General features: G+C 51.7%; 18 protein-coding genes and 1 rRNA gene. 2 read left to right on the top strand and 17 right to left on the bottom strand.

Going from position 1 to position 16,265, the window contains the following annotated elements; translation table 11 throughout:
• The 4 genes from ACFVVF_RS23285 to ACFVVF_RS23270 all read right to left on the bottom strand — a co-directional run.
• A 16S ribosomal RNA gene (locus tag ACFVVF_RS23285) occupies positions 1–98 on the bottom strand; the annotation flags it as partial.
• Between the two features lie 372 nt (positions 99–470).
• On the bottom strand, positions 471–1,142 hold the full coding sequence (locus ACFVVF_RS23280; RefSeq protein WP_387814749.1) for a DNA alkylation repair protein: 672 nt from the start codon (positions 1,140–1,142) through the stop codon (positions 471–473).
• Between the two features lie 87 nt (positions 1,143–1,229).
• Positions 1,230–1,823 (bottom strand): P-loop nucleotide/nucleoside kinase family protein, encoded by a 594-nt coding sequence (locus ACFVVF_RS23275; protein ID WP_387814747.1) that lies wholly within the window; start codon positions 1,821–1,823, stop codon positions 1,230–1,232.
• Positions 1,820–2,320 (bottom strand): CYTH domain-containing protein, encoded by a 501-nt coding sequence (locus ACFVVF_RS23270; RefSeq protein ID WP_387814745.1) that lies wholly within the window; start codon positions 2,318–2,320, stop codon positions 1,820–1,822. The genes ACFVVF_RS23275 and ACFVVF_RS23270 overlap by 4 nt, the downstream gene beginning before the upstream one ends.
• 171 nt (positions 2,321–2,491) lie before the next feature.
• Between ACFVVF_RS23270 and ACFVVF_RS23265 the strand changes: the two genes are divergently transcribed.
• Together ACFVVF_RS23265 and ACFVVF_RS23260 are read left to right on the top strand one after the other, a co-directional pair.
• A complete protein-coding gene (locus ACFVVF_RS23265; RefSeq protein ID WP_387814743.1) occupies positions 2,492–3,346 on the top strand; it encodes an SDR family oxidoreductase in 855 nt (284 codons plus the stop codon).
• A gap of 81 nt (positions 3,347–3,427) precedes the next feature.
• A complete protein-coding gene (locus tag ACFVVF_RS23260; RefSeq protein ID WP_042167003.1) occupies positions 3,428–3,607 on the top strand; it encodes a hypothetical protein in 180 nt (59 codons plus the stop codon).
• 62 nt (positions 3,608–3,669) lie between these two features.
• Here the strand turns inward: ACFVVF_RS23260 and ACFVVF_RS23255 are convergent, their stop codons facing one another.
• From ACFVVF_RS23255 to ACFVVF_RS23195, 13 genes are all read right to left on the bottom strand, one after another.
• Positions 3,670–4,194, bottom strand: coding sequence for a hypothetical protein (locus ACFVVF_RS23255; protein ID WP_387814741.1), 525 nt, complete (start codon positions 4,192–4,194; stop codon positions 3,670–3,672).
• Between the two features lie 146 nt (positions 4,195–4,340).
• Complete coding sequence (locus ACFVVF_RS23250; RefSeq protein ID WP_387814739.1) at positions 4,341–6,731, bottom strand: ABC transporter permease; 2,391 nt, start codon at positions 6,729–6,731, stop codon at positions 4,341–4,343.
• The gene (locus ACFVVF_RS23245; RefSeq protein ID WP_387814737.1) at positions 6,728–7,492 is read right to left on the bottom strand and encodes an ABC transporter ATP-binding protein; all 765 of its coding nucleotides are present in this window, start codon (positions 7,490–7,492) and stop codon (positions 6,728–6,730) included. The genes ACFVVF_RS23250 and ACFVVF_RS23245 overlap by 4 nt, the downstream gene beginning before the upstream one ends.
• Positions 7,493–7,583: 91 nt before the next feature.
• Entirely contained in the window at positions 7,584–9,044 is a 1,461-nt protein-coding gene (locus tag ACFVVF_RS23240; RefSeq protein WP_387814735.1) for a sensor histidine kinase, read from the bottom strand.
• Positions 9,034–9,759 carry a response regulator transcription factor gene (locus ACFVVF_RS23235; RefSeq protein ID WP_387814766.1) on the bottom strand — a complete coding sequence of 242 codons (726 nt, stop codon included), beginning with the start codon at positions 9,757–9,759 and terminating at the stop codon, positions 9,034–9,036. The genes ACFVVF_RS23240 and ACFVVF_RS23235 overlap by 11 nt, the downstream gene beginning before the upstream one ends.
• Before the next feature lie 153 nt (positions 9,760–9,912).
• Positions 9,913–10,335 (bottom strand): VOC family protein, encoded by a 423-nt coding sequence (locus tag ACFVVF_RS23230; RefSeq protein WP_387814733.1) that lies wholly within the window; start codon positions 10,333–10,335, stop codon positions 9,913–9,915.
• 62 nt (positions 10,336–10,397) lie between these two features.
• Entirely contained in the window at positions 10,398–11,222 is an 825-nt protein-coding gene (gene thiD, locus ACFVVF_RS23225; RefSeq protein WP_387814731.1) for a bifunctional hydroxymethylpyrimidine kinase/phosphomethylpyrimidine kinase, read from the bottom strand.
• A gap of 31 nt (positions 11,223–11,253) precedes the next feature.
• Positions 11,254–12,366 carry a glycine oxidase ThiO gene (gene thiO, locus ACFVVF_RS23220; protein WP_387814729.1) on the bottom strand — a complete coding sequence of 371 codons (1,113 nt, stop codon included), beginning with the start codon at positions 12,364–12,366 and terminating at the stop codon, positions 11,254–11,256.
• An 88-nt stretch (positions 12,367–12,454) separates the two neighbouring features.
• Complete coding sequence (locus ACFVVF_RS23215) at positions 12,455–13,234, bottom strand: thiazole synthase (RefSeq protein WP_387814728.1); 780 nt, start codon at positions 13,232–13,234, stop codon at positions 12,455–12,457.
• Between the two features lie 4 nt (positions 13,235–13,238).
• Entirely contained in the window at positions 13,239–13,436 is a 198-nt protein-coding gene (gene thiS, locus ACFVVF_RS23210) for a sulfur carrier protein ThiS (protein WP_387814726.1), read from the bottom strand.
• A 4-nt stretch (positions 13,437–13,440) separates the two neighbouring features.
• The gene (gene thiE, locus ACFVVF_RS23205; protein WP_387814724.1) at positions 13,441–14,064 is read right to left on the bottom strand and encodes a thiamine phosphate synthase; all 624 of its coding nucleotides are present in this window, start codon (positions 14,062–14,064) and stop codon (positions 13,441–13,443) included.
• Between the two features lie 22 nt (positions 14,065–14,086).
• Positions 14,087–15,145: a thiazole biosynthesis adenylyltransferase ThiF gene (locus ACFVVF_RS23200; protein WP_387814722.1), complete on the bottom strand. Its 1,059-nt coding sequence runs from the start codon at positions 15,143–15,145 to the stop codon at positions 14,087–14,089.
• A 55-nt stretch (positions 15,146–15,200) separates the two neighbouring features.
• Positions 15,201–16,220: an ABC transporter substrate-binding protein gene (locus ACFVVF_RS23195; RefSeq protein WP_387814720.1), complete on the bottom strand. Its 1,020-nt coding sequence runs from the start codon at positions 16,218–16,220 to the stop codon at positions 15,201–15,203.
• Between the last annotated feature and the right edge of the window lie 45 nt (positions 16,221–16,265).

The following is a 16,265-nucleotide window of genomic DNA, read 5'->3' as shown; positions in this document are numbered from 1 at the left end:
CCATCAGGAGTGCAAGCACTCCTTCAAGTCCGCTCGACTTGCATGTATTAGGCACGCCGCCAGCGTTCGTCCTGAGCCAGGATCAAACTCTCCATTATACGAGCTTTCAGTTGGCCGAGTAAATCGGTTCATTGAAGTCGAGGATGTTGATTGCTCATTACTTGTTTTATCGCTTTTTCTTACGAATGGCGAACCATTCATAAGGGCAGTTTTGCTCGTTGTTCAGTTTTCAAAGAACAATTTCTTTTGTGACAACGAATGTTATCTTACCACATCCGTTATCTCGATGCAAGCTTTTTTATGAAAGTTTCAAGCCGTTCAGCTTGTCCTCTCTCTTCGCTTACCTCGCCAACCGCGTTTCTCTCGGCCGGAATTAGAATATACCACATACGAACAATACAATGCAACTGTTTTTCAAAAAAACTTTAAAAAAAGTTAAACCAATGCCTCTGAACCCCCTTATAGAAGGATTAAGCCTTTATATGCTTCAAGGCTTCCTTCACACTTAATGGAGACAACCCAGCACCCTGTACATAGTTTACTACGGACTCTTCATCGCTTTTCGCATATTCACGCAGCGCCCACCCGATCGCTTTCCGAATAAAAAACTCCTCTTCATGCTTGCAGCTTTCCATATAACGGAACAATCTCTCCGCATCCGTACTTTCCTTATACCTTAATTGATACAACAGCGCCGTCCGGCGCAGCCACATATTGTCCGATTGAATCCACTTCTCGGTGTAGTCCGACACCAGCTCCGGATATTTACGCAAGAGGCTGCCGATAGGATGAGCTGCAAGAATATCTACTGTATCCCACCACGAATGCTCGACGATGAGCTTTTCCAATACTGCAATGTCCGAGATCTCTGCTGTCTTCTTGCGTTTATCCAGCAAATTCAGCGCCGTGTAGTGAAACTCACGCTCCGGTAAACTCCACAGCTCTACTGCAGCAGTTAATAGCTCCTCCCCTTTCGGTACTCCATGTTCTTTCCAAAATGATTTGACCAGTTCTACCCGCTCCGGCGACTTCAGTCCCAGGAATGGGAATTGATTGCGCATGTACGCCTGCATCGGAACGGCTTGTTCGGGATTGGCATGCTTCCTCAACCATTGTTCTAATGCTTCTATATATTCACTCAAGAACAAGACACCTCTACCCTCATTAAGCTTCTCATAAAAAGAGAACTCAAGTCTGCGTACAGCCCGAGTCTCTCATGGTAAATCCATTCAGCCTTCGCCATCAATAAAACCCTCCAGCCGCACGATCGCCGACTCGCTAAACGGTTCGGAGTTGTCGAACTGCAGAACCGAGCTCTCCGGAAGATTCCAGGCAAGTTCCCTTCGCTCCAAGGACCGGCTAAATTCACTCCAATGCTCCAGCTTCCACTCATCCAGCTTCAGCCCCCGCTGACTGATTCTGCCACGGTAGCTCTCTTGATCGGGAAGATAGACGATGACGACTTTCACATCCACGTCTTGGAGTGAAGCGCCTATACTTGCAAGCTCCTGCTCGATCCATTGCGGATCATTTAATTCCTTCGTAAACGGCCCTATGACAACCGTATCGGTTCCAAGGTCGACATTTTCCAAGGCAGCATCCATCGTAATCCGGTAACAGAGATCACGGCAAAGCTTTTTATATTCCGCAGAATCACGGTCGTAAGGATCAAGGCCGGCGGCCGTCATAATTGCTTTAGCCGCAGGCTGCAGCAACGTATCCATATCAAAGAGCGCCATGCCCCGCTTTCCGGCGAGGGCTTTGGCGAGCGTTGTTTTGCCCGCTCCAGCTCCGCCTGCGAAAAATACGAGCTTGCGGGTCATGCGAATCCGCCCCCGGCTTGCAGCTGCTTCCACACTGCCTTATTGCTGTACTGCCTCTCCGTGCTAATATCCTGTCCGAACCAATCCGGTGCTGCAAACGCGTTCGCCTGCTCGACAGAATCAAATTCCACCTCAGCCACCGTTAATTGAATTTGATTGTAGATGTCGATTTCAACGACGATTCCGTTCCACTCTGCCGTAATCCGGTTTTTCGTAAGCGGTACGGCGCCAAATGCTTGAATGACTTGCGCATAGATCCCTTCCGAGATGGAATATTCGATTTCCTCGCGGGCAAGGCCATTTCCTTTTTTGAATGTATGAGTAAAAGTCACTTCACCTGTTGCCAGATCCGTTATCCGCCGTACTCTTAGCTCCTGATTGGCGTCCAGCGCCAAGTATGTTTGCTCAATCCGCTGCTCCGACCGTTTAACCAGCTTGTCCGCTATCGCGTCGAGCGGCTGTGCCAGCAGAAACTTCCGTTCAATCTCAAGTGCCATCTGTCATTCTCCTTCTTATGTAATAGCCTTGTTCTCATCATATCATAACGCGGTTTTGGAACGTCAGCGCAACTGTACGATATATAGAAGAAGATGTCGTAAGCCTCAGCTTCTCTCTATATAAATAGAAAGATTAGGACATTCGTTACTAACGAAAGGAGAGCTGCTGATATGGGTTTGTTTGCAGACGATTTACTGCAAGACAAAGTCGTACTGATTACTGGAGGCGCAACAGGGCTAGGACGGGCAATGGCGGAAAAATTCGCAGCACTTGGAGCAAAGCTTGCTATTGCAAGCCGGCGTGAAGAGACACTGCAGCAAGCAGCAATGGAGATGAGCACCGAACATAACCCGGTCTTCTATAAAAGCTGCGACGTTCGTGATCCCGCTCAAATCGAGGCGTTGATCAGCGCAGTGGAGCAACATTTTGGCCGGATCGATGTGCTTGTGAACAACGCGGCAGGCAATTTCATCAGCCCAACGGAGAAGCTTTCTCCACGCGCAGTGGATGCGGTATTGAACATTGTGCTGCACGGCACATTTTACACGACGCTTGAGGTAGGCAAACGATGGATCGAGCAGGGGCATCACGGTACGATGCTCAATATTGTGACGACCTACGCCTCCACCGGGTCCGGGTATGTCGTACCTTCCGCTGCAGCGAAAGCCGGCGTATTGGCTCTAACCCGTTCCCTTGCTGTAGAATGGGCCCGTTACGGCATTCGCCAAGCTGCAATAGCTCCAGGCCCTTTTCCTACGGAAGGCGCATGGTCGAGACTGTCGCCAACACCTGAATTCCAGCAAAAGATGATTGGCCGCATTCCGCTTGCGCGTACCGGGGATAAGGAGGAGCTTGCGAATCTCGCCGCATACCTGATCTCTGACTATGCCTCCTACATTAATGGAGAAGTGGTCACCATCGACGGAGGCGAATGGCTTCAAGGCGCTGGGCAATTCAACGGATTATCAGATGTAACCCCGGAGCAATGGGACATTCTTTCTGAATTAACGCGTAAAGGCAAGTAGCCATCATCCCCCCGATCAGAAGCAGCAGTCAGCCGCTTTATGATATACTGCAAAATAAACATGTATATGGAGGGTTTTAAGGTGAAAATTTATGTCATTCTCTCATTTAATGAAGAAGGGATGGACAATGTGTACGTCGGCGACGACGAGGAAAAAGCGCTCGCATTCAAACCGGCCGATTTCGAAAACTGCGATGCGCTATTCGTGGAGATATGGGAAGACGGCGAGAAGGTCGACGACTACCGCTTGGAGAACGAATAAACAGGCAAAGAGGAATGAATGGAGCTTAACGCCCCTTTCATTCCTCTTTTCTTCCCTGTCACTCAAACCTCAGACACAGAAAGGAGAGCCGACAGCGTCTTCACCATATGCTCCAGCAGCTCCGGAATGTCCTCCATTTGATCCTCATTGATTTTACGCTGGAACGCCAGCTCGATTGTATTCGAATATTGCGGAATTTGCTGCCCGTATGCGAATGACAAAGTTTGAACAGGCGGCTCTTCGGGCTGCCAAATATCCTGGATGATCATCTCAACTTGCTCACACTGCCTGTCCACATTCTCTATCGGCATATGGAAAAACAAACGCAGCGTACAGGCAGGATTCTCGCCTTCCACCGCCAGCAGCTCAGACGCCAAATCCTTCAATGATGCCTCCAGCTGCAGTTCTGCAGACAGATCGCTTGAATCAGCTAATGTAAACCGAAGGGCAAACAGCCTCGACATAACGGCCATCTCCAGCCGGTCAACCCGGTGCGTAATCCGGATCGTACTGTCGAGATTATCCAGATCATAGGCGTAATTTTCGATGGCCACTTTCAAATTATCGAACACGGTAGGATCGAACAAGCGCATCCTCTCCTTCAATGTAATGGATACCCGATTTGTTTGTTAATAGTATAAATGTTGAGAAGCCATGTTGCATAAAAAATAGAACCAAACCTCGCCCCCTATTGGAACGATGTCTAGTTCTATTTCAATAACTCGTATTCCTTCTATTCAACAATTAATATTCGCGGAGAAGTCCGGGCCAGCCAGCGGGATGCATGCCATGCCCCAAAGCTCGCAGCAGCCGCACTAACGACTGACGCCACTGCAATGCTAATTGGAGGTAAAATAAGCGGAAGCTTGGCGATACCGTAATCCAGCAGCAAAGATTTCAACAAGCCCGGCAAGCCGAAAATGCCGATCACGATGCCTAGTCCCGCTCCAATTAGAGTCAGAACGGCGACGCCTAGCGTAATTGCACCTCGAATCGATGCATTCGTCATGCCCAGCGATTTGTAGATACCGTAAGTTCCGCTTTCCTTCCATACCGCAATACGGCAAACGCTATAGATAATCATAAAGGTTACGCCCACGAATAGTAATGCCAGCATTCCCAATGGTACGATCAACACAGCAGTCGCTTCTTTAAATTCCGAATCCAGCAGTGCCTGCTGTGTTGCTGCCGTGACGGATTGCGGATATTTGCCGTTTAATTCAGCGACAATCTGCTCCGCGTCCCCGTAATCATGCAAATTAATAAAAGCGACATCTGCGGCATGATTACCCGTCTCACCGCTCACCTTCAATGCATCAGCCATTATTCTAGCCGAGTTGGACATATTGGCAATTGCCTGGTAGATCCCGCTCACCAGCATCGTGTGCTTGCGGCCTTCAATGTAAATGTCCAGCGTATCCCCGACTTCTTTGCCAAACTTGCTGGCAACGTTAATGCCTATAGCAATCTCATTTCGATGAACCGGATTACTTCCCTTAAGGACGGTAAAGCCAAGTTGATCATAGCTGCCGTCCAGTGCTCCCAGAGAGATGCTTGCCGAACCCAAGGCTCCTTTTTCTGATGGCAAAACACCATTCAGCAAAGTGAGCCAACCTGCATCTTTGACTCTGGCGTCTCCTCGCACAACCGATTCAAATTCATCGCTGGAATACGCTTCTTTATTATAAAACGATACTGAAATATCGGCTGTATCATAGCCCCACTCTGCGGCAGTTTGCTTAATGGAGATGATGCTGTTAAGCAAGACGCAGCTAAATACGAGGACAGCCGTTGTCATAGCTGCCAGCGCTGCAACGAGCAAGGAGCTTTTTCCGTTTTTGACGATATGCTTAAAAGCGATAACAGCTTTAATCGGCCAGCGTCCAAACGTTATGCCGGCTCCAAGACGGCGGGCCATACGGCCGCTTTGCGCCTCCGACATGCCATAGCGAATCGCTTGTGCAGGCTGGACCGACTTGATTTTCCCGCTGAAGCTCAGCAAACAACCGATTACAAGCAGCAGCAGGAATAATCCCGCGGCAACCGCGAGCCCTCCTCCCTCATGAAGAGCCGCAGCATTAGATTCCGACGTTTTCAGAACCGATAAAGAGTTGTTAAGAATAAGCGCCGATGCGAAACGGCTAATTGCAAGTCCCGGAATAATAGCAGCCGTCGCCAGAATAGCATATTGCAGGGCATAAGCCCCAACGATGCGAGCGGAGGTCAAGCCTGTCGACTTCAGGACGCCGATGGTCCGGTAATTCGATAGAATCGCATCCGAGATCGTATAGCCAATCGTAAACAACCCGATCAGCATCATGACGATTCCGAGGCCTATCATTACAAAACCGATAATCCGGTTCAATATTAAGTAAAAGGCCGATATTTCCTCGAACTCCACTTTCTCTTCCAGATAAGGCATGTCGAAGTGCCGCTCAAAGCTTTCCCAGTATTCGCCTTGACGCTCATAGTCTTGAAACCGCAGCCCCAGCATATAGCTGTCCCTGCCCTCTTGTTCCTCCATGATCTGCATGTAATCATGATGATTCATCCAGATGCGCGAGGTAGTCGCGAATGGCGCACCGAACGGGAGATCGATGAAGACAGCAGATACCCGGAGCTCAAACACCCCAGTACCAGTCTTAAACGACAGCATATCTCCCGCCTTTATCCCTTGCGTATAGGCTAAGGATGTAGGAATCCAAGCCATTCCGGGCTTTGGAGCCTCTTCGACTTCTCCAGCTGCAAATAACAGCCGGTCTACGGAAGGAGGCTGCGCAGGCGTATCCATCATCATTACGTATAAATTAGGCAGCTCTTCTCCCTTATAGCTGACTCCCGACAAATAGCGGAACGCAACAGGCTCCGATGCCGCCACTCCCTCCTGCTCGTTCCACCATTGATAAAGCTGCTGCGGATCATGCAGGCCTTTCGTTATGGTCAAAATCTGATGTGCGCCATTCGTCCGCTTGTGCACATCATTAAACAAATTGTCCGTATTCGACAGCACTGTTGCCGATGTGCCAAGCAGCAGTGCAGCGAGCAAAATGAGCAGCGCAATGAGACCGTTCTGCAGCTTTTTCCGGTACAAGCTTGCGCGGCAAAGCGCCCATACCGCCCTCATTGCTGCTCCCTCCCCGTTACATAGGCGAAAATAATACTTTCTCGCTGCTGCACGGCTTGCTCCTCATATTTGTCAAACTCCAATATGCCGCCAACCTTGCCATCGCGAATATAGATAAGCCGGTCAGCCCGGCAAGCCGCCTTGATGTCATGGGTAACCATCACGATCGACTGCCCCTGACGGTTCCTCGACGTTAAAATATCGAGAATCGCCATGCCATGCTCGTAATTCAAGCTGCCAGTCGGCTCGTCGGCAAACATAATATCAGGGGAATTTACGAGAGCCCGGGCGATTGCAGCCCGCTGCTGCTGGCCGCCGGAGGTTTGGGAAGGCAGCCGGTTGCGCTGGCCGTCAATTTCCATCGCTTTCATCAGCGATTGCGTTTTCTCCCGCACCGCTTTGGGCTCGCCGCCCGCAACATAGGCGGGCAAAGCGATATTTTCCATAATCGTCAAATCCGGCACCAGGTTGATGCTTTGGTAAATATAACCTAGCTTGCTTGCACGGAACGCCGCCATTTCCTTCTCGCTATAGCCGTCAATCCTCTCTCCTCTGTACTGAACCTCTCCCGCCGTCAAGCCATCAAGGCCGCTCAGCATATACAGCAGCGTGGACTTCCCGGACCCCGAATTACCCATAATTACGGTGAAATCTCCCTCATAAATCTCCAGATCAATATTGCGAATTGCATGATACTGCTCGCTCCCTGTCGAATAGGTTTTGCACAGGTTGCGGGCTTCTATTATCGCTTGCTTAGCCATCCTTCAGCCCTCCGTCACGTCAATCTGACTTCATTCTAGCGGGCCAATCTATATAGACGCTTATCAAATTATGAATAAATCCTTACAGCCCTTAGACCAGCGGGAGTGTAAATGAAAAAGCAGTTCCCTTGCCGCTCGCGCTTTGGAAATCAATATAGCCCCCGTGAGCCTCAACAATATGCTTACAGATGGATAATCCCAGGCCGCTTCCTTCGCTCACCTCGCTCTGTCCGGCTTTGCCTTGATAATAACGCTCGAATATAAATGGCATGTCCTGCGGCGATATGCCGGATCCGGTGTCCGCTACCGTGATCCGCAGCTGCTCCTTGCCTTGGATGCTGGCCTGCTCCACGCGCATCGTAATCCGGTCGCCGGGCGACGTGTGTTTCAGCGCATTCGCTACCAGATTGACAATTACCTGCTCAATTCGCACAGCGTCCGCAAGGATCAGCACATCCGGGATTTCCTCTGCCAGAGGCGCATCAACCTCAATACCCGCCGTTCGCACGTAATGCGCATTCGGCTCAATGATCCCTGTAAGCAGCGCCCGGCTGTAGCTGTCTACAGGTACGACCGAGATTTGCCCCAATTCCTTCAGCGCATGGAGAAGCAAGTCGTCAATCAGCCTGGCCATCGTGTCCGCCTGCGTCTGCATAACTTCCATATAAGCCATCACCGCTGGGAGATCCGGACATATGCCTGCCCGGATCGCTTCGATATAGGCTTTGACCGTCGTGAGCGGTGTTTTCAAATCATGCGAAATGTTCGTAATGAGCTCCTTCTGCGCCTGCTCCTGCTCTTGCTTGCGGAGCTGAAGATGCTGCAGCTCCAGCCGCAGCTGATCAAGCATCACGTACAGCTCGCCCCATTCATCAGCTTGAAGTCGCTCAATCTTTTGCTCATAATAGCCTTTCAGCATCGTCTCCGAATGGTTTTTCAAATCGTTGATCGGGGCTATCGCATCCCGCTTCAGCTTCCGGTTCAATCCGATAAGCAAAGCTAGCATCACGAAGAATAATATACATATAAGGATTAATAGAGTGGTTTGCCGCGATGACTGGACATTTGGCTTCGCCAGCACCTCCTTAGGCACCGTAAAAATCGCATTGGCAATTTGGACATTTGTCTCTTCCTCGATAACGGGAAAGGCAATCCGGTATTCGCCGTTACTGCTGTTTGCCGCATAGAGATCATAATGCAGCGAGGTTCGAAGATTGAGGCTGGACAGCTCTTCCTCCGATGAATAGATGACCGTGCCGTCGAGAAGGACAACCGTTAGTCCAATGTCCAGCAGCTCCAGCTTGGATTGAAGCATCACGCTGTCCTTCCCGGATTGCCGAAGCTCAGTTAAGGCGCCTCGCTTCTCCAGCTCCAGCATCACGGCATTCGTTTTTAACCTCACCTGATTAATGACTAAACTGCCGGCCCTTGTCCGACTGTCCTGCGAATTTGCAAGCAAATAGACGCCAATGCCCGCTATGCCGATTAAGATGAGCAATGACGCTGCCAGCCATCTTTTCAGCCAGACGCTCAAGTAACCGTTATTGATCATCCTGAGCATCTTCCCTTGTACTGAACTTATAGCCGACGCCCCAAACGGTTCGCAAGTAGACTGGCTTGGAAGGGTCTGCCTCCAGCTTCTCGCGAAGCCGGCGAATGTAGACGGTAATCGTATTCTCATCGCCGTATACGCCGTATCCCCATACTGCGTCGATCAGCTGGCTTTTGGAAAACACCTGCTCCGGATGCTCCGCCAGATGCAGCAGCAGCTCGAATTCCTTCGCGGACAACGAAATCTCCCGGTTATTCAATGTTACTCTGTAGGCCCTCTTATCAATTGTGATTGCACCGCGCCGCAGCGAATCCTCCTGCTCCTTCTGGATGCGGCTTATTCCGTCCAGCCGGCGCAAGTGTGCCTGAACTCTCGCGACAAGCTCGCTTAATGAGAAAGGTTTAGTCATATAATCGTCAGCCCCGAAGCCGAGTCCCAGCACTTTATCGGTGTCGCTGCTGCGGGCGCTTAACAATAGAAGCGGAGTCGCATATTTCTCACGAATATGGCGGCACAGCTCCATCCCGTCGGTATCAGGCAGCATAATATCCAATATAATAAAATCCGGCGTAAACGTCTCAATCGCTTCTCTTCCCTCGCGCCCGGTTCCGAACGTCCTGACCTCATAGCCGTTGACCGTCAAATAATCTTTAATAACCCGCGCTATCGCTTCTTCGTCTTCGATGACCAGAATGCGCTTCTTCCCCTCGTTCATCATCGCTGTGCAGCTCCAATCTTCGGATTCGATCTTGCTCCCATTAAGGCTACCATTTCGACAAAATGGTGTAAATTTCCTGTTATTGCATCGAGATCAGCTTATAAAAAAGGCTTTGCCGGTTACGACAAAGCCTTATCGAATAACTCTCATTTATTTAGGCAGATTGAGCTGCCATGACACGCCGTACCGGTCCTGCACCCAGCCGAATTTTACGCTAACTGGGGATTCTGCGATCGGCATCAGCACGGCCCCGTCAACAGACAATTGGACGAATACGCGGTCCAGCTCCTCCTCCGTATCGCAAGTGACAAAGAGAGAAAGTGCCGGCGTAAATGCATGTGTATGCTGCTTGTCTAAATTGTCAATACACATAAAGGACTGCCCTTTCAATGTAAATATCGCGTGCAGCACCTTCTGCTCTTCACCTGGCCCCACCGGGATGCCGACATCGGCGAAGCGGGTTAATTTATCAATCCTTGAATCGTCAAATATCGAGGTGTAAAATTGAATCGCTTCCTCCGCCTGTCCGAAAAACATTAGAAACGGATTGATCTTCTGCGCTGTTTGTCCCATGCTTCCTCACCTCATCTACAGAATCGCTTTCGAGCACATGGTAGCATGAACGGCGGCCAATCTCAAGACAGGCTGACTAGACTGCGGCGGTAAGCCCAATGGTTGGTCGGCCCATGACCGCCGCCAATGGTGATTCCATCCTCAATTGCCGCCTGAATGAAATCTTTAGCTTGTCTCGCCGCTGCCTCTATATTAAGCCCTGCCGCCAAACCAGCCGTAAGCGCGGCGGAATAGGTGCAGCCGGTACCATGCGTACGGGCGGTCTCCACCCGCTTGCCTGACAACTCGCTGAAGCTGCTCCCGTCAAACAGCAAATCAATCGCTTCCTCGCCTTCCTCATGCCCGCCTTTAATAATGACATGCTTTGCACCAAAGCCGGCAAGCCGTTTAGCCGCTTCCTTCTTATCGGCGCTGGTGCGAATCGGAATGCCTGCCAGCCGCTCCGCTTCCGGAATGTTGGGCGTAAGGACAGCCGTAAGCGGCAGCAGCTTCTCCGTCATAGCTCGAATGGCCTCAGCCTGCAGCAGTGAAGCGCCGCCTTTGGCAATCATGACGGGATCAACGACAACCTTCGTCCAGCCGAAGAAAGCGATTGCCTCTGCCACTGCAGTAATAATCTCGGCGCTGAACAGCATACCTGTCTTCAAGGCATCCACGCCGATGTCGCTGCCGACGGAATGAATTTGCGCAGTAACAGCTTCTGCGGCAACGGGGAAAACGCCCTGTACGCCAAACGTGTTTTGCGCCGTCAACGCTGTCAGCGCAGACATGCCATAAACGCCAAGCTCTTGAAAGGTTTTGAGGTCGGCCTGAATGCCTGCCCCTCCTCCGCTGTCGGAGCCGGCTATCGTCAAGGCCCTCGCTACACGGCCCTCTATCTGCTCCATGTTTGTCCCCCGTTCCTATTTCTCTTCTTCATTAATAAGTAAATCGTCCAGGAGCAAAAGCCTCCAGCATATCCGGAACCTTATTACCGTCGATGTAATCGGCTACGACTTTTGCCGTCATCGGACTAAGTAAAATCCCGTTGCGGTAGTGACCTGCCGCCATCAGAACGCGATCATTGCCCTCCAGCGGTCCGAGCAGCGGATAGCCGTCCTGCGTCGAAGGGCGAAGGCCCGCCCACCGATGGAACGGTGTTTGTTCCGCAAGAAACGGGAACGCCTGCTTATTCCAGTTGCGCAGCCGTTCGATGCCGCGTTCCGTAACCGTCGTATCGAAGCCTGCTACATCCTCAGAAGCTCCGCATACTAAAGTGCCGTTCTCTTTGGACACCAGATAGCCTTGGTTGCTGAACACCATATGATGAACTGGTTTGATCTCCGCCTCATAGGCACAAATCTGCCCCCGAATCGGATAGACCGGAATGCGGATGTCCAGTGTCTCTTCTAACTCCTGCGCCCACGCCCCGGTGCATACGACCAGCCGGTCGCCGCCAAAACGCCGGCCGTCCTTTGCTTGTACAACGACCGTATTCTGCCATTCCGTAATCTCCAGACTGCCCAGTTGCTCATGAAAATGAACGCCCGTCAGCCGGCATGCCTGCTCCAGCGCCTCCACATAATCAGGAGCATAAAGATGGCTTTCTGCCGGTGTATACAATGCCGCCTTTACTTGCCGGGAAAGAAGCGGCTCCTTACGGAAGAGTTCATCTCCCTCCAGCAGAATACCGCCAGAGCCATGTTCCCTTTGCCATAAAAGACGCCCTTCCAGCGCCAGCCGGTCCGCCTCGTGATACGCGATATAGAGACATCCGGAATCGCTGTACTCGAAATCTCGTCCGGAGATCGACCGGATCATATCCCTCCATTCCGGATACAGCCGCAGACTTTCCTTGCCTAGATGAAAAAAAGCATCCGGCCCCTCTACATTTTCCGAGAAAGGCGCCAGCATGCCCGCAGCCGCTCCCGATGCTTGACCGCCGCAGCGATTGATCTCAAGCACGATCGCTTGATGCCCGCGCTGCTGCAGCTCGAAGGCGCAGGAGAGGCCGATCACGCCTCCGCCCATAATGACTACCGTTTCCCCCATCACAGTTCCAGCTTTCTGTTCCTTAATTTTGCAGGCCATTGCTGGCCTCTTTCTAGTTTTGATAGATATATATATGCATCAGTAGAAATTATTTCAATATAAACTGCTCGTGACCGCTGCTTGCTGAAGCATAGCGTTTTTTCGCAATGCGCCCTGACAAATACGACAATCTGCCTGCTTCAATCGCTAGCTTCATCGCCATTGCCATACCTACCGGGTCCTTCGCTTTCGCAACAGGTGTATTCATCAACACGCCTGCGACACCTAGCTCCATCGCCTGTACAACGTCAGCGGCTGAGCCCAGACCAGCGTCGACAATGATTGGCACCTTCGCTTCCTCTACAATAAGTCCGATATGATAGGGATTGAGAATGCCAAGTCCCGTGCCGATTGGCGCTGCCCCCGGCATAACCGCCGCAGCCCCGGCTTCCTCCAGCCTTTTGCACAGCACAGGGTCATCCGAGGTGTAAGGCAGCACGGTGAAGCCCTCTTTTACGAGTATTTCCGTCGCCTTCAGCGTCTCCAGCGGATCTGGCAGCAGCGTGCGCTCATTGGCGCTGATCTCCACCTTGATCCAATCGCTAAGTCCCGATGCCCGGGCAAGCCTTGCTATACGCACCGCTTCTTCAGCGGTACTCGCACCGGAAGTATTTGGCAAGTAACGGAAAGCTTCACCCTCTACGTGCTGAAGAATGGAATCATCCTCCGCAGAGGCCAGATTGACGCGGCGAATCGCAAACGTCAGCACCTCTGACCCGGAAGCTTTAATCGCCTCCTTTTGCACATAAGGATTGGGGAATAGCCCCGTGCCGATAAAAAACCGCGAATGCAGCTCATGTCCTCCAATTTGCCATGTATCCTTCTTCATGTGCTCAGCCCCCTCCGACAAAATGAACCAATTCGATCTTCATCATGGGCCGAACCTCAGCGGTCGCCCACTGCTCCTTCGTCAGCACAGTCCCATCAGCCTCTACGACAACCGGTCTGCCTTCCAGTCCGAAATGAATAACGACCTCTTCAATCGTGCGGGCTTCCAGCTCCTGCTTTTGTCCGTTGACTATCAGTTCCATTCCGTTATTCCCGTCCTTCCAGTTTGCTTAGAAAAGCCCGGCAAGTGCCGGCGACGTCTGCGCTGCCGACAATTTCGCTGACCGCGCAAATTCTTGTCGCTCCCGCGGCAATGACTTCGTCCACGTTGCTAAGCTTAATGCCGCCAATGGCAACGAACGGGATGCGAATCCGGCTTGCTACTTCTTGTACGTAAGCAACCGTCACTGGATCAACGACATCGACCTTTGTCTTCGTAGCAAACACCGGTCCGACGCCGATATAGTCGGCACCTTGCTCCTCTGCAACCAGCGCTTCTTCGATCGCATGGGTGGAGATGCCGATTATTTTATCCCCCACCAGCTTCCTAGCTTCCTGCAGCGACAAATCGTCCTGACCGAGATGAATGCCGTCAGCGTCTACCTCCAATGCGATATCAATGTAATCGTTGACGATGAATGTTACGCCATGCTTGCGAGTCAGCTCGCGAAGCGCCCGCGCTTTGCGCAGCACCTCTTCCCGGCTGCTGTCTTTATCACGCAATTGAATAATTTCCACACCGCCTGCAATGGCTTCCTCCATCACTTCCAGCAAAGCACGGCCCGGGTGAAACTGCTCTCCAGTAATGGCATATAAGCGAAAATCCTTCATACGTTCACGCTCCTCTATTCATTTATGAACCGATATAACGGGCATAGATCGACTTGGCGCGTACGATATCCTCTGTTCCTTGCACAAGAACGCGTCCGTCGGGAAACAGCACGAGGCGCTCTCCCTCTGGAAGCTCCGCCTTCAATAAATAAGCGTTCATCTCCACCTTAACTGCCGCAGGCTCCAGACGCTTGCGCCATTGCTCCAGCGAAAGCGGGCCTCGTCCGGATATTTGCACCGTGCTTCGTCCGCATAGCGATACGGTAGAATCCCGCTCGGTAATTTGCAGGGCAGGATATTGCTTCATCTGACAGCAGGCACACTGCTGGTTTGGCTCGCCAAGCTTCATTTCGAAATAGTGATTATTCCACACATCAAACGTCACGAGACTGTGTCTTCTTGCTTCATGCGCACCGACCAGAAACTTAAGCGCCTCGGCAGCCTGGTAGGAGGCGACAATGTCAACGACTGGCGATATGACGCCGATCGTATCGCAGGTTTGTCCGCTGCTTTCCCCTGAGGATAAAAAACAGCGCAAGCAAGGGGTCTGTCCTGGCACTAGAATAGCGCTCATCCCCCGCGAGCTAACCGCTCCTCCATAGGCAAAGGGAATGCCTTTGCGAAAGCAGGCGTCATTGAGCAGAAAACGGGTTTCAAAATTGTCAGTGCCGTCCAGCACCAGATCGATGCCGTCCAGCAATTCATCGATATTGTGGACGGTAACGTCCGCCACAATCGCTTCGATCCGCACCTCAGAATTGATGCGGCGAAGCTTCTTTTCAGCGGCAATCGCCTTCGGATAGCCTCGCTCAACATCCTCTTCATCGAAAAGCATCTGCCGCTGAAGATTGCTTTTTTCCACATAGTCCCGGTCTACGAAACGAACTCGCCCAACACCTGCTCTAACCATATGGTTGGCCAGCACCGTGCCGAGCGCGCCCATTCCAATAATAAGTACGGCGCTTTCGCTCAGCTCATGCTGTCCGCTCTCACCGATGGGGGCAAACAGCATTTGCCGGGAGTACCGTTCCGGGCGGCCCTGCTGCTCTTGCTCTTCTCGTTGTCCTTGATGCTCTTCCATGCGGTCTGCCTCCGTTCATCGTTTTTGCATGGAATCAACCATGGCTTTTGAACCTCTATAAATTGCGAAAGACATCTTTCGCCTCGTATGATTTTCGAATCTGTCCGCGTTCCTTCAGCCAGTCAATGACCGAATTCCACGATTGCTCGGATTGACTGCCAAACGGCTCGGAGCCGGCGTCCATCAAAGGAAGCAGTACAGCCAGGCTTTGCTTCTCAATGTCCGGATCAAGCGGGAAGTCCTTGCTTTGCTGATCCAGCAGCAGTCCCAGCGCTTCGTCCGGATGGCTCACTGTATAGGCTTGCCCTTTGGCTGCCGCTGCGATAAATTTCTTAATTGCGCCGCTTTTGCGCTCCAGCCCTTTCTCGCTTGCCGTCAGCACCAGCTCGTAATAGTCCGGCACACCGTAATCAGCGGGATTGAAGGAGACGAGCTCGATACCTTCTTTTTCTATCAGCAGCTTCTCGTGATTGATATAGCCGCCGATGATAGCATCTACCTTCTTCGTTGCCAGAGCCGGGATCAGATCCCAGCCAATATCGACATAACCAAGACTAGCAGGGTCGCCTCCGTCTGCTTCGACCATCGTATTGACCATCGCTTCATCCAGCGGAAGGGACGGATAGCCGATTTTACGTCCAGCCAGATCTTTAGGCGTCTTTACACCCGAGGCAGCTGGAACAAAAAGCTGATTTAGCGGATGACGGACGATCGCCGCAACCGATACGACCGGTATATCCTCCGAACGCGACACCGCTACTTGCATTTGATAGCTGAGCGCCAAATCGGCCTTGCCTGTTGCGACTAGCTTCAGGGCATCGCTCGTATCTGCCGGAGTCTGAAGCTTCACCTTCAAGCCTGCTTCAGCGAAATAGCCCTGCTGCTCTGCGGCGTATAAAAAAGTATGAACAGCATTCGGATACCAGTCCAGCAGCACCGTCAGTTCTTCAGTTTTGCCTTCTGCTGTCGGTTCTTTCCCTCCACTAGAGGGGGATGAGCAAGCCGCTGCTGTCAGCAGCAGCATTGCCGCTATGCCGACGGCAAACAGCCTTTGTAATCGTTGACGATATAACATGAATAATTTCCTCCCGTTGATTCTATCTCGTGCATTGAAATAACA

The sequence above is a fragment of the Paenibacillus sp. NPDC058174 genome (genome assembly GCF_042883865.1).
Lineage (GTDB): Bacteria > Bacillota > Bacilli > Paenibacillales > Paenibacillaceae > Pristimantibacillus.
This window is presented reverse-complemented; position numbering and strand designations above follow the sequence as displayed.